This is a genomic window from Klenkia marina, from assembly GCF_900101025.1.
In the GTDB taxonomy this organism is placed as follows: domain Bacteria; phylum Actinomycetota; class Actinomycetes; order Mycobacteriales; family Geodermatophilaceae; genus Klenkia; species Klenkia marina.
Genome location: NZ_FMUH01000010.1, coordinates 44,121 through 55,730 on the forward strand (window position 1 = coordinate 44,121; position 11,610 = coordinate 55,730).

Sequence of the window (11,610 nt, forward strand, 5' to 3'; positions counted from 1 at the left end):
GTCGGGCACGACCGAACGCATGAGCGGACAGATCGGGGTCACCGGCCTCGCGACCATGGGCGCCAACCTCGCCCGCAACCTCGCCCGGCACGGCCACCAGGTGGTGGTGCACAACCGCACCCAGGCGCGCACCGACGCCCTGCTCGAGGCGCACGGCGACGAGGGCGACTTCGTCGCCGCTGCCAGCCCGCAGGAGCTCGTCGACGCCCTCGACCAGCCGCGCACCGTCATCATCATGGTCGCCGCCGGCGACCCGACCGACGCCGTGGTCGAGGAGCTGGCGCCGCTGCTGGCCGAGGGCGACGTGCTGGTCGACGGCGGCAACGCCCGGTACACCGACACGATCCGGCGCACGCGTGAGCTGGCCGAGCGCGGCATCCACTTCGTGGGCTGCGGCATCAGCGGCGGCGAGGAGGGTGCGCTCAACGGGCCGAGCATCATGCCCGGCGGCTCGGCCGAGGCGTACGCGATCGTGGGGCCGGTGCTGGAGGACATCTCCGCGCACGTCGACGGCGAGCCGTGCTGCACCCACGTGGGCACCGACGGCGCCGGCCACTTCGTGAAGATGGTGCACAACGGCATCGAGTACGCCGACATGCAGCTCATCGCCGAGGCCTACGACCTGCTGCGGCAGGGGCTGGGCATGACGCCCGCCGAGATCGGCGACGTGTTCGCCACCTGGAACGAGGGCGACCTGCAGTCGTACCTGATCGAGATCACCGCCGACGTGCTGCGGCACACCGACGAGCGCACGGGTCAGCCCTTCGTCGACGTCGTGCTCGACGAGGCCGAGCAGAAGGGCACCGGCCGCTGGACGGTGCAGTCCGCCCTCGACCTCGGCACCCCGGTGTCGGGCATCGCGGAGGCGGTGTTCGCCCGGGCGCTGTCGGGTCACCGCGAGCAGCGCGAGGCCGCGCAGAAGGTGCTGCCGGGCCCGGGGCGCGACTGGGACGACCAGGTCGCCGACCGCGAGGCGTTCACCGAGTCGGTGCGGCAGGCGCTGTACGCGGCGAAGGTGGTGGCGTACTCGCAGGGCTTCGACCAGATCGCCCGCGGGGCCGAGGAGCACGGCTGGGACGTCGACCGGGCCGCGCTGGCCGCGATCTGGCGGGACGGGTGCATCATCCGGGCGGCCTTCCTGGACCGCGTGCGGCAGGTGTTCACCGACGAGCCCGACCTCACGACGCTGCTGACCAACGAGTACTTCCGCGACGCCGTGGCCGAGGCGCAGGAGGGCTGGCGCCAGGTCGTCGCCGGCGCCGCACGGCACGGTGTGCCGGCACCCGGTTTCGCCAGCGCGCTGGCCTACTACGACGGGCTGCGGGCCGAGCGCTCCCCCGCCGCGCTGATCCAGGGGCTGCGCGACCGGTTCGGCTCGCACACGTACCGCCGGGTCGACGCCGAGGGCTCGTTCCACACGACGTGGTCGGAGGACCGCAGCGAGGTCGAGGCCTGACCTCGCGCGCCCCGGCTGTGCAGTTGCGGTCGCCGACACGCGCCGCCGCGCCGACAGGAACGACCGCACCTGCACACTCGACCGGACGTCCGGGCGGGTCAGCCGCCCTCGGCGGCCTTCTTGCGGCGCTTGCCCTCGTGCATCGCGGCGACCCGGGCGACCGGGATGGTGTGGCCCTCGGCGACCAGGTCGGCGGGCAACTCCTGCGGGGCGGGCAGCGACGCCGTCCAGGGGTCGTCGGGGAACCGGGCGGCCGCGTCGGCGACGGTGACGCCCTGCGGGGTGACCTCGTCGAGGTCATCCCACGCGACCGGCACGGAGACCGGCAGGCCGGGGCGCGCCCGGGGGGACCAGGCGACCGCGATCGTGCCCCGCCCCGATCGGGTGGAGTCCACGAACACACGGCTTCCCCGGTCGGCCACCACGTACTCCGTCGTCGCGACGTCGGGGTCCAGGGCCGCCGTGCGGGCGGCCAGCGCCCGGGTGGCCGCGGCGACGTCCTCGTGCGGCGAGCCCTGCACCGGCACCACGACGTGCAGCCCGCGCGACCCGCTGGTCTTCACCGCGGCCGCCAACCCCACCGCCGCCAGCGCCTCGCGGGCGAGCTGGGCCACCGCCACCACCTGCGAGAAGGGTCCGTCGTCGGGCGGGTCCAGGTCGAGCACCAGCCCGGTCGGCGCGGCGAACGCGCCGTCGACCACCGGGGAGAACGGCACGTGCAGCTCGACGGCCCGCTGGTTGGCCAGCCACAGCAGCGTGCGCCGGTCCTCCACCAGCACCTGGTGCACCTCGCGCCGCGTGCGGTCGGACCAGGTGGCCACCGTGCGCACCCAGTCCGGCGCCCCCTTCGGGATGTCCCGCTGCACGAACGCCGCCGCCCGCGGCCGGATGCGCACCATCGTGAGCGGCCGCCCCGACAGCAGCGGCACCAGGCGGTCGGCGAAGGCGTCGTAGTGCTCCACCAGGGCCCGTTTGGTCACCCCCAGGCCGTCACCGAGCTCGTCGTCGAGCGAGGAGAAGGTGACGCCGTCCATCAGACCTCGTACACCCCGAGCGGGGCGACCAGCTCGCTGGCCGCGAAGACCGCCGTGGCGTCGGCCAGCTGCGCGGCCGGGTCGACCCACGACGGCACGTGCGTGAGCAGCAACCGGCCGACGCCGGCGTCCCGGGCGTGCTCGCCGGCCTCGCGGCCGGTCAGGTGCAGGTCCGGCGGCAGGCCGGGGACGTCGGGGTGCGCGGCCTCGGCCAGCAGGACGTCGGCGCCGCGGGCCAGCTCGACGACGCCCGGGCACGCGCCGGTGTCGCCGGTGTAGACCAGCGACCGTCCGCCCGCGGTGAGCCGGAAGGCGTAGCACTCGACCGGGTGGGCGGTGCGGGCCGTCTGCACCTGGAACGGGCCGAGCTCGAAGGAACCCGCGCCGATGCCGAACACCTCGAACACGTCGTCGAGGGGGCCGTCGGACAGGTCGTAGGCCAACCGCAGCCGCCGGTCGGCGCCGACCGGGGCGTACAGCGGCACCGGGCCCCGGGTGGCCAGGCCCGAGTACCGCCGCCACACGGTGAAGGGCGCGACGTCCAGGCAGTGGTCGGCGTGCAGGTGCGACAGCAGCACGGCGTCGACCTCGTCGGGCGGCAGCACCCGCTGCAGCACCCCGAACGCGCCGCTGCCCAGGTCGAGCACCAGCCGGTACCCCTCGTGCTCGACCAGGTAGGACGACGCCGGGGAGTCCGGCCCGGGCCCGGAGCCCGAGCAGCCGATGACCGTGAGCCTCATGCCGGCACCACCGTGTCCACGACCGGGCCGAGGAAACGGCGGCCCAGCCGGGCGAACGGCTCGGGGTCACCGGTGGCGAGGAAGGCGTGCTGCGGCGGCGGGGCGTCGTCGGGGCGCAGCTGGTCGGCCCCGGTCAGCACCCGGTAGACGTCCTGGGCGGTCTCCTCGGCGCTGGACACCAGCGTCACCTCCGGGCCGAGCACCAGCGACAGCACGCCGGTGAGCAGCGGGTAGTGGGTGCAGCCGAGCACCACGGTGTCCACGTCCGCGGCCAGCAGCGGCTCGAGGTAGGCCTGCGCGAGCCCCAGCAGCTGCCGGCCACTGGTGACCCCGCGCTCGACGAAGTCCACGAAGCTCGGGCAGGCGGCGCTGGTCACGGTGATGTGGGGCGCAGCGGCGAAGGCGTCGGCGTAGGCGCCCGACGTCACCGTCGCGGTCGTGCCGATCACCCCGACCCGGCCGCTGCGGGTCGCCGCGGTCGCCCGGCGGACGGCGGGCAGCACGACCTCCACCACCGGGACGTCGTAGCGCTCGCGCGCGTCGCGCAGGCACGCGGCGCTGGCCGAGTTGCAGGCCACCACCAGCATCTTGACCCCCGCCTCGACCAGGTCGTCCATCACGGCCAGGGAGTGCCGGCGCACCTCGGCGATCGGCAGCGGACCGTAGGGCCCGTTCGCCGTGTCGCCCACGTACCGCACCGCCTCGTGCGGCAGCTGGTCCAGCACCGCCCGGACGACGGTCAACCCACCCACGCCGGAGTCGAACACCCCGATCGGTGCGTCAGCGCTCGGCACGGTCCCCATCAGGGGGAAGGCTAGTGCCGACCCGGGCCCCTCAGCACGGTGGCGGCCGGGAGCAGCAGTCCGTCGCCGGCCCAGCGGGCCCCGGCCAGGTCGCGGACGACGACGTCGGCACCGCTGGCGAGCGCCTCCTCGCCGATCCCCAGCACCGGGCAGCCCGCGGCCTGCCCGGCCTCGATGCCGCTCGGGCTGTCCTCCACGACCAGGGCGTGCGCCGGCGCCAGGCCCAGCCCGGCCGCGGCGGCGAGGTACCCGGCGGGGTCGGGCTTGCCGGCGGCGACGTCGTCGGCGGTGACGAAGACCTCGGGCACGGGGATGCCGGCGGCCCCCAGCCGGGCGGTGGCCAGCGCGCGCGTGCCGCTGGTGACCACGGCCCAGGTGCCCGGGGGGAGCATGGCCAGCAGGGCGGGGACACCGGCCATGGCGGCGACCATGCCGGCGTCCTCGATCTCGAGGGCGTCGATCAGCTCGACGGCCGCCGTACGGCGCTCGGCCGGGAGCAGCGCCGCCACGGTGTCGACCGCCCGACGGCCGTGCACGATCGACAGCGCCTGCTCGGGCTCGAGGTCGTGCGCGTGGGCCCAGCGCGACCACGCGCTCTCCACGGCCGGCAGGGAGTCCACCAGCACCCCGTCGTTGTCGAACAGGATCCCGCGCGCGGGGACGTGCAGGTCGGGGGCCAGGGGGGTGGTCATGCGGAGCATCCAGTCATGCAGGTACGGCCCCCGTGCAGGGGCCCGCGGCGAGCGTGCGAGCGGTGGGGGGCACGGGGGTCCTTCCTCAGGCCCACAGCTGGCCCTCCAGCGCGGCGGTGGCCTCGTCGAGGGTGCCGGCGTAGGCCCCGGTCGAGAGGTACTTCCACCCGCCGTCGCACACGATGAAGCAGATGTCGGCCTTCCGGCCGGCCGCGACCTCCTTGTCGGCGATGCCCAGCGCCGCGTGCAGGATCGCCCCGGTCGAGATGCCGGCGAAGATGCCCTCGCGCTCGACCAGCTGGCGGGTGCGGTGCACGGCGTCGTCGGGGCCGACGGAGAACCGGCCGTCGAGCATCTCGGGGTCGTAGAGCTCGGGGATGAAGCCCTCGTCGATGTTGCGCAGCCCGTAGACCAGCTCGCCGTAGCGCGGCTCGGCCGCGATGACCTGGACGCCGGGCTTGTGCTCGCGCAGGTAGCGGCCGACGCCCATGAGCGTGCCGGTGGTGCCCAGCCCCGCGACGAAGTGGGTGATCGAGGGCAGGTCGGCCACGATCTCGGGGCCGGTGCCGGTGTAGTGCGCCTCGGCGTTGGCCGGGTTGCCGTACTGGTAGAGCATCACCCAGTCCGGGTTCTGCCCGGCCAGCTCCTTGGCCTGGGCCACGGCCTGGTTGCTGCCGCCGGCGGCCGGCGAGCTGATGATCCGCGCGCCGTACATCTCCAGCAGCTGGCGCCGCTCGACCGAGGTGTTCTCCGGCATCACGCAGATCAGCCGGTAGCCGCGCTGCCGGGCCACCATCGCCAGCGAGATGCCGGTGTTGCCGCTGGTCGGCTCGAGGATCGTCGAACCGGGGTGCAACCGGCCCTCCTTCTCGGCGGCCTCGATCATGGCGATGGCCGCCCGGTCCTTGATCGACCCGGTGGGGTTGTGGTCCTCGAGCTTGGCCCACAGCCGGACGTCGGCCGTCGGGGACAGCGACGGCAGCCCCACGAGGGGGGTGCCGCCGAGGGAGTCGACGAGCGAGGAGAAGCGGGCCACGGGGGGACCTTCCGGGGAGAGGTGGGGTCAGCCGCCGGCGACGGCGGGCAGGATGGTGACCGAGTCGCCGTCCTTGAGCGCGGTGTCCAGGGCGCCGGTGAAGCGGACGTCCTCGTCGTTGACGTAGACGTTGACGAAGCGGTGCAGCTTGCCCTCGTCGGTGACCAGGCGGCCCTTGATGCCGGGGTGCTGGCCGTCGATGTCGTCGACCAGGGCGGCCAGGGTGTCGCCCGAGCCGGTGACGGTCTTGTTGCCGCCGGTGTGGGTGCGCAGGATGGTCGGGATCCGGACCTCGATGGCCATGGCGGTGCCTTTCGTGGGGTGGGGTCACCTCGCGCAGCACGCAGCGAGGGTGGTCTCTACGGGACGGAACGGTCAGCGCCTGACCGTCATTCCGCCGGCCCCCTCGCAGGGTCCCGCGGCGTGCGGAGCACGTCGTGGGGGGCGAGGGGGTCCTTCCTCAGTCGTAGACGACGGTGGTGGGCGAGTGCCCGAAGAGGTAGGACTCGACGACGTCGACGTCCTCCTCGGTGACGACGCCGTCGACGATCCGGAAGCTGCGGAGCTCGACGTCGTCGCCGACCAGACCGGTCTGGTCGCCGTGCTCGCGCGTGGAGACCAGCACGTAGTGGGCGAAGGGCTCGGACGCGTAGCTGATGTCGGTGCGCGAGGGGTAGGCCTCGGTGGCGGTGTGCGAGTGGTAGACGACGACCGGGACCTCGTCGCGGTCGTCCATCTCGCGGTAGAGCTTCAGCAGGTCGGCGCTGTCGAACTCGTAGAACGTGGGCGACCGGGCGGCGTTGAGCATGGGGATGAACCGCTCTGGCCGGTCGCTGCCCTCGGGGCCGGCCACGACGCCGCATGCCTCGTCGGGGTGGTCACGGCGTGCGTGCGCGACGATCGCGTCGTAGGACGCCCGGTCGATGCGCAGCACGGGCCGCAGTCTACGTGCGGCCCGGGACGCCGCCGAACGAGGTGGCCTGCACGGGGGAACCGGTACGGTCCGGGATCGTGGTGCCCCCGTGCTGATCCTCGTCCTGATGGCCGCCGGTGTCGTCGTGCTGTGCCTGCCGGCACTGGTGCTCGGCGCCCGTCGGCTGACCCGCCGCGGTCCGCGCAGCGTCCGGTCCGCCGGCGGCAGCCGCTCGGAGTTCGTGGTCGTCCTGCTCGGACGCACCCTCGGCCTGCTGGCGATCCTGGTGCTCTCGGCCCTGGTGCTGGTCGCCTCGATCGGGGCGCTGGTGCGCGACCTGCACGACGTGCCGAGCCTGGTCTACGTCGCGTTCGTGCTGGACCTGCTGCTGGCCGCCCTCGTGGTGCTCACCTCGGGCGGCTCCCGCCGGCCACGAGCGCGTCGACGAGCGAGCCCTGCAGCGCGGTGAGCCAGTGGTACACCGACAGCTGTGCCTCGTCGGTGTCCTCGGGGGCGCCCTCGGCGGTGATGCCCAGCCGGGCGCCCAGCGCCAGGCGCAGGTCGTTGGTGGTGCGCAGCCACGAGCGCGCCTGGTCGACGTCCAGCCGCACCGCCCCGCCCTCGACCGGGATCGTCGCCCGCACCAGTGCCAGGTCCTCGGCCTTGCCCTCGCGCAGCGAGGACTCGGTGAGCTCGCGGTAGTCGCGGGCGAGCTCGGGGTCCGAGGCGTGCCCGGCCGGGAACAGCCTGGCCACGACCGGGTCGCCGACGGCGCCGCCGTCCCCGGCGAGCAGCTGCTCGAGCTCGTCGAGCAGCAGGGTGAGGACGGCGGACTCGGCGGGCACGAAGCCGGCCTCCATGCGGTCGCCGCGCCGGCGGAAGGGCGTCACGAGTCGCGCTGGTAGCTGGCCCACAACCCGTAGGCGTGCAGCCGGCTGGTGTCGTGCTCCATGCGCTCGCGGGGGCCCGAGCTCACGATGGCCTTGCCCTCGTGGTGCACCTGCAGCATCAGGGTGGTCGCCTTCTGCTCGTCGTAGCCGAACAGCTCCTGCAGCACGAAGGTCACGTAGGTCATGAGGTTGACCGGGTCGTCCCAGACCACGGTCACCCACGGACGGTCGAGCTCGTGCTCGGCGTCCGTGGTGGTCTCGGGGGCCCTCTCGGGGGCGAGCGGTCCGGCCATCGGCCCCACTCTAGGCTGCCTGCCCATGGCCCTCCGCCCGGTGTTGCTGACCGACCGGTACGAGCTCACGATGCTCGCCGCCGCCCTCGCCGACGGCACGGCCGACCGCGACTGCACCTTCGAGGTGTTCGCCCGTCGGCTGCCGCACGGACGCCGCTACGGCGTCCTGGCCGGCACCGGTCGCCTGCTCGAGACCCTGGCCGACTTCCGGTTCGGCGACGCCGAGCTCGCCGCGCTGCGCGAGCAGGGGCTCACCGACCCGGCCCTGCTCGACCGGCTGGCCGGCTTCGCCTTCACCGGCGACGTCGACGGCTACGCCGAGGGCGACGTGTACTTCCCGGGCAGCCCGGTGCTCAGCGTGCGCGCGCCGTTCGGGCAGGCCGTGCTGCTGGAGACGTTGGTGCTCTCGGTGCTCAACCACGACAGCGCGATCGCCTCGGCCGCGGCACGCATGGTCGGCGCGGCCGGGGGTCGGCCCTGCATCGAGATGGGGTCCCGGCGCACCCACGAGGAAGCCGCGGTGGCCGCCGCCCGGGCCGCCTGGCTCGTCGGGTTCGGGTCGACCTCGAACCTGGCCGCCGGCGCCCGCTACGGCGTCCCGACCGCCGGCACCAGCGCGCACGCCTTCACCCTGCTGCACGACGACGAGGCCGCCGCGTTCCGCGCCCAGGTGCAGACCCTGGGCACCGGCACCACGCTGCTGGTGGACACCTACGACACGATGCGGGGCATCCGGACGGCGATCGAGGTGGCCGGCCCCGAGCTGGGCGCCGTGCGGCTGGACTCCGGCGACCTCGGCGACCTGGCGGTGCAGGCGCGCGCCCTGCTGGACTCCCTCGGCGCGCACCGCACCCGGGTGACCGTCACCAGCGACCTCGACGAGTACGCCATCGCCGCGCTGGCCGCGGCCCCGGTCGACGGGTACGGGGTGGGCACCTCGCTGGTCACCGGTTCGGGCTCCCCCACGGCCGGCATGGTCTACAAGCTGGTCGAGCGCGACGGGGTGCCGGTGGCCAAGACCGCCGAAGGCAAGCGCTCGGTGGGCGGGCGGAAGAACGCCGTCCGCCGGCACGACGCGGCCGGCACCGCCACCGCCGAGGTGGTCTCCCCGCATCCGGTGCAGGCACGCGACGGCGACCGCGACCTGCTCGTGCCCCTGGTGCGCGGCGGCCGGCTGGTCGACGACCTGGACCCCGCGGCTCGGTTGCGCGCGGCCCGCGACCACCACGAGCGTGCCCGCACGGCTCTGCCGGCCGAGGCGTGGTCCCTCTCCCGCGGCGAGCCGGCCATCGACACCGTCAGCTCATGACGGAAGGACCCCGTCCTCCTCGTCCCTCGTACCTCGGGCGAGCCTCCGGACGGGGCCGACGGGCAAGATGGGCGGCATGAGCCGCGCCCTGGTCGTAGTCGACGTGCAGAACGACTTCTGCGAGGGGGGCAGCCTCGCCGTCGCCGGCGGGGCCGCCGTCGCCCGCGCGATCACCGTGCACGCCGGTCAGGGCCTCGAGCGCGGGCAGTACGCGCACGTGGTGGCCACCCGCGACCACCACGTCGACCCCGGCGCGCACTTCTCCGACTCCCCCGACTTCGTCGACACCTGGCCCGAGCACTGCGTGGTGGGCACCGGCGGGGTCGAGCTGCACCCCGACCTGGACCGCGGCCTGCTGCAGGCCGTGTTCGACAAGGGCGAGCACGCCGCCGCCTACTCCGGCTTCGAGGGCGCCGCCGGCGGTGTCGGCCTCGCGGCCTGGCTGCGCGAGCGCGGGGTGGACGCCGTCGACGTCGTCGGCATCGCCACCGACCACTGCGTACGGGCCACCGCGCTCGACGCGGTCGGCGCCGGCTTCGCCACCCGCGTGCTGCTCCCGCTGACGGTGGGCGTGGCCGAGGGGACGACGGCGGCCGCACTCGAGCAGCTGAGCTCCGCCGGCGTGGCCCTGGAGGGCGAGCCCCAGCGGTTCTGACTCAGACCGCGTCGAGCACCTCGTCGCGGGTGAAGCCCAGCACCTGCAGCACCGCGTCGAGGTAGGGCTGGTTCAGCGCGGTGTGCGCCTGCTCCCGCACGAACGGCTTGGCGTTGAAGGCGATGCCCAGCCCGGCGGTGCTGAGCATGTCGAGGTCGTTGGCGCCGTCGCCGACCGCCACGGTCTGCTCCAGCGGGATGCCGTGCTCGGCGGCGAACCGGGCCAGCGCGCGGGCCTTGCCGGGCCGGTCGACGATCTCCCCCACCAATCCGCCGGTGAGCACGCCGTCGGCCACCTCGAGGGTGTTCGCGGCGGCGAAGTCCAGCCCCAGCGAGGCGGCGAGCGGGTCGGTGATCTGGGTGAAGCCACCGGACACGATGCCGCAGCGGAAGCCAAGCCGCTGCAGGGTGCGGATGAGCGTGCGCGCCCCCGGGGTGAGCACCAAGTGCTCACGGACCTCGTCGAGCACGGCCACGGGCAGCCCGGCCAGCGCGGCCACCCGGGCCCGCAGCGACTGCTCGAAGTCCAGCTCGCCGTTCATCGCGGCCGCGGTGATGCGGGCGACCTCGGCCGCCCGGCCGGCCCGGGCGGCCAGCTCGTCGATGACCTCGCCGCGCACCAGTGTCGAGTCGACGTCGAGCACGATGAGCCGCTTGCTGCGCCGGGCCAGCCCGACCTGCTCGACGGCGACGTCGGCCCCCGTGGCGGCGGCGACCGCGCCGAGGGCGGCCCGCAGCGCACCAGCCTCGGCGCCGGAGACGGTGAGCTCGAAGCTGGTGACCGGGTAGTCCGAGAGCCGCCGGATCGCATCGATGTTGCCGCCGACCTCGGCGATGGCCCGCGCCGCCCCGCCCACGGCGCCGGGCGGCACCGGGCGCCCCAGCACGATCACGTGGTGCCGGCGCACGCCGTCGTCGGCCAGCCCGTGGGCGCCGCCGGCGGGCTCGACCTGCACCTGCACACCCGTGGCCTGCCCCACCGCTGCGGCCGGGCCGGCCAGTCGGGCGACCAGGGCGTCGTCGTCGTCGCCTCCGTGCTCGTGCACCACCACACCCAGCACCAGCTGGCCGTGCACCACCACCTGCTCGACGTCGACCACCTCGAGCCGGGGGACCTCCGCGAGGGCGCCGAAGAGCCGGGCGGTGACGCCGGGGCGGTCGGCTCCGGTGACGGTCAGCAGCGCCCCGGCGTGGGGGACGGCGGGGGCGGGGGCGTCCTGCTCGGGGCCGGTCACGGGCGACATCGTGCCCGACGGCTCGGTGCGGCCCCGCACACACCCTGCGCCCGCACGCACCCTGCACGCGCACCCCGCACGCCCACCCCGGCCCCGGACGCGGCGACGCCCCGCCGGCCGGGTGGCCTGCGGGGCGTCGTCGTGCGGAGCTGGTCTACAGCGGGTCGGGGTCGTTGGCCCCGGCGCGCTTGCCGGTGCCGTCCAGCAGCTCGCTGGCGTACGGCCCGTGCTTCTTGCCTGCGTGTGCTTCGGCTTCGAGGCGGTCGCGCAGGTGGGGGTAGTGCAGCTCGAAGGCGGGGCGTTCGGAGCGGATGCGGGGGATCTCCAGGAAGTTGTGCCGGGGCGGGGGGCTGCTGGTGGCCCACTCCAGGGAGTTGCCGTGGCCCCAGGGGTCATCGCGCAGGGCGAGTTGGCCGTACTTCCAGGACTTCACCACGTTGTACAGGAACGGGATGGTGGAGGCCCCCAGCACGAACGAGCCGATCGTGGAGATCGTGTTCAGGGTGGTGAACCCATCAGTTGGCAGGTAGTCGGCGTAGCGGCGGGGCATGCCCT

Annotated in this window: 14 protein-coding genes and 1 pseudogene; 4 read left to right on the top strand and 11 right to left on the bottom strand. The window is 74.6% G+C overall.

Going from position 1 to position 11,610, the window contains the following annotated elements:
* The first annotated feature begins 19 nt into the window (after positions 1 to 19).
* Positions 20 to 1,456, top strand: a complete 1,437-nt coding sequence (gene gndA / locus BLP29_RS20410) for an NADP-dependent phosphogluconate dehydrogenase (RefSeq protein WP_092808059.1) — start codon at positions 20 to 22, stop codon at positions 1,454 to 1,456.
* A gap of 98 nt (positions 1,457 to 1,554) precedes the next feature.
* Here gndA and ligD read toward each other — a convergent pair whose 3' ends face one another.
* The 7 genes from ligD to BLP29_RS20445 all read right to left on the bottom strand — a co-directional run bounded on the left by ligD (position 1,555) and on the right by BLP29_RS20445 (position 6,695).
* A complete protein-coding gene (ligD, locus tag BLP29_RS20415) occupies positions 1,555 to 2,490 on the bottom strand; it encodes a non-homologous end-joining DNA ligase LigD (RefSeq protein WP_092808061.1) in 936 nt (311 codons plus the stop codon).
* Complete coding sequence (locus BLP29_RS20420) at positions 2,490 to 3,230, bottom strand: MBL fold metallo-hydrolase (RefSeq protein WP_092808063.1); 741 nt, start codon at positions 3,228 to 3,230, stop codon at positions 2,490 to 2,492. Before BLP29_RS20420 ends, ligD begins: the two co-directional genes overlap by 1 nt.
* Positions 3,227 to 4,033 (bottom strand): glutamate racemase, encoded by an 807-nt coding sequence (murI, locus tag BLP29_RS20425; RefSeq protein WP_092808065.1) that lies wholly within the window; start codon positions 4,031 to 4,033, stop codon positions 3,227 to 3,229. The genes BLP29_RS20420 and murI overlap by 4 nt, the downstream gene beginning before the upstream one ends.
* Before the next feature lie 11 nt (positions 4,034 to 4,044).
* Positions 4,045 to 4,725 (bottom strand): HAD-IA family hydrolase, encoded by a 681-nt coding sequence (locus BLP29_RS20430; RefSeq protein WP_092808091.1) that lies wholly within the window; start codon positions 4,723 to 4,725, stop codon positions 4,045 to 4,047.
* An 85-nt stretch (positions 4,726 to 4,810) separates the two neighbouring features.
* Positions 4,811 to 5,761: a PLP-dependent cysteine synthase family protein gene (locus tag BLP29_RS20435; RefSeq protein WP_092808067.1), complete on the bottom strand. Its 951-nt coding sequence runs from the start codon at positions 5,759 to 5,761 to the stop codon at positions 4,811 to 4,813.
* Between the two features lie 27 nt (positions 5,762 to 5,788).
* The gene (locus BLP29_RS20440) at positions 5,789 to 6,064 is read right to left on the bottom strand and encodes a MoaD/ThiS family protein (protein WP_092808069.1); all 276 of its coding nucleotides are present in this window, start codon (positions 6,062 to 6,064) and stop codon (positions 5,789 to 5,791) included.
* A 157-nt stretch (positions 6,065 to 6,221) separates the two neighbouring features.
* The gene (locus BLP29_RS20445; RefSeq protein WP_091063169.1) at positions 6,222 to 6,695 is read right to left on the bottom strand and encodes a M67 family metallopeptidase; all 474 of its coding nucleotides are present in this window, start codon (positions 6,693 to 6,695) and stop codon (positions 6,222 to 6,224) included.
* A gap of 88 nt (positions 6,696 to 6,783) precedes the next feature.
* On the opposite strand from BLP29_RS20445, the gene BLP29_RS20450 reads away from it, so the two are divergent.
* Positions 6,784 to 7,143, top strand: coding sequence for a hypothetical protein (locus BLP29_RS20450; RefSeq protein WP_092808071.1), 360 nt, complete (start codon positions 6,784 to 6,786; stop codon positions 7,141 to 7,143).
* Here BLP29_RS20450 and BLP29_RS20455 read toward each other — a convergent pair.
* Positions 7,082 to 7,564 carry a DUF2017 family protein gene (locus BLP29_RS20455; RefSeq protein ID WP_165839472.1) on the bottom strand — a complete coding sequence of 161 codons (483 nt, stop codon included), beginning with the start codon at positions 7,562 to 7,564 and terminating at the stop codon, positions 7,082 to 7,084. The genes BLP29_RS20450 and BLP29_RS20455 overlap by 62 nt on opposite strands.
* Positions 7,561 to 7,857 (bottom strand): ATP-dependent Clp protease adapter ClpS, encoded by a 297-nt coding sequence (clpS, locus tag BLP29_RS20460; RefSeq protein ID WP_092808073.1) that lies wholly within the window; start codon positions 7,855 to 7,857, stop codon positions 7,561 to 7,563. The genes BLP29_RS20455 and clpS overlap by 4 nt, the downstream gene beginning before the upstream one ends.
* A 25-nt stretch (positions 7,858 to 7,882) precedes the next feature.
* On the opposite strand from clpS, the gene BLP29_RS20465 reads away from it, so the two are divergent.
* Entirely contained in the window at positions 7,883 to 9,166 is a 1,284-nt protein-coding gene (locus BLP29_RS20465) for a nicotinate phosphoribosyltransferase (protein WP_092808075.1), read from the top strand.
* A gap of 76 nt (positions 9,167 to 9,242) precedes the next feature.
* Positions 9,243 to 9,821, top strand: a complete 579-nt coding sequence (locus BLP29_RS20470; protein ID WP_092808095.1) for an isochorismatase family protein — start codon at positions 9,243 to 9,245, stop codon at positions 9,819 to 9,821.
* A gap of 1 nt (position 9,822) precedes the next feature.
* On the opposite strand, the gene serB is transcribed toward BLP29_RS20470, so the two are convergent.
* Both serB and BLP29_RS20480 read right to left on the bottom strand, forming a co-directional pair.
* The gene (gene serB, locus BLP29_RS20475; RefSeq protein ID WP_243470142.1) at positions 9,823 to 11,055 is read right to left on the bottom strand and encodes a phosphoserine phosphatase SerB; all 1,233 of its coding nucleotides are present in this window, start codon (positions 11,053 to 11,055) and stop codon (positions 9,823 to 9,825) included.
* A 154-nt stretch (positions 11,056 to 11,209) separates the two neighbouring features.
* Positions 11,210 to 11,610, bottom strand: a pseudogene (locus tag BLP29_RS20480) (cytochrome ubiquinol oxidase subunit I); the annotation flags it as partial.

Excerpts from the sequence above, each read along its gene's own strand:
- clpS (WP_092808073.1), bottom strand. The coding sequence starts at position 7,857 with ATGGCCGGACCGCTCGCCCCCGAGAGGGCCCCCGAGACCACCACGGAC.
- BLP29_RS20440 (WP_092808069.1), bottom strand. The coding sequence starts at position 6,064 with ATGGCCATCGAGGTCCGGATCCCGACCATCCTGCGCACCCACACCGGC.
- ligD (WP_092808061.1), bottom strand. The coding sequence starts at position 2,490 with ATGGACGGCGTCACCTTCTCCTCGCTCGACGACGAGCTCGGTGACGGC.
- murI (WP_092808065.1), bottom strand. The coding sequence starts at position 4,033 with ATGGGGACCGTGCCGAGCGCTGACGCACCGATCGGGGTGTTCGACTCC.
- BLP29_RS20470 (WP_092808095.1), top strand. The coding sequence starts at position 9,243 with ATGAGCCGCGCCCTGGTCGTAGTCGACGTGCAGAACGACTTCTGCGAG.
- BLP29_RS20465 (WP_092808075.1), top strand. The coding sequence starts at position 7,883 with ATGGCCCTCCGCCCGGTGTTGCTGACCGACCGGTACGAGCTCACGATG.
- BLP29_RS20420 (WP_092808063.1), bottom strand. The coding sequence starts at position 3,230 with ATGAGGCTCACGGTCATCGGCTGCTCGGGCTCCGGGCCCGGGCCGGAC.
- BLP29_RS20430 (WP_092808091.1), bottom strand. The coding sequence starts at position 4,725 with ATGACCACCCCCCTGGCCCCCGACCTGCACGTCCCCGCGCGCGGGATC.
- gndA (WP_092808059.1), top strand. The coding sequence starts at position 20 with ATGAGCGGACAGATCGGGGTCACCGGCCTCGCGACCATGGGCGCCAAC.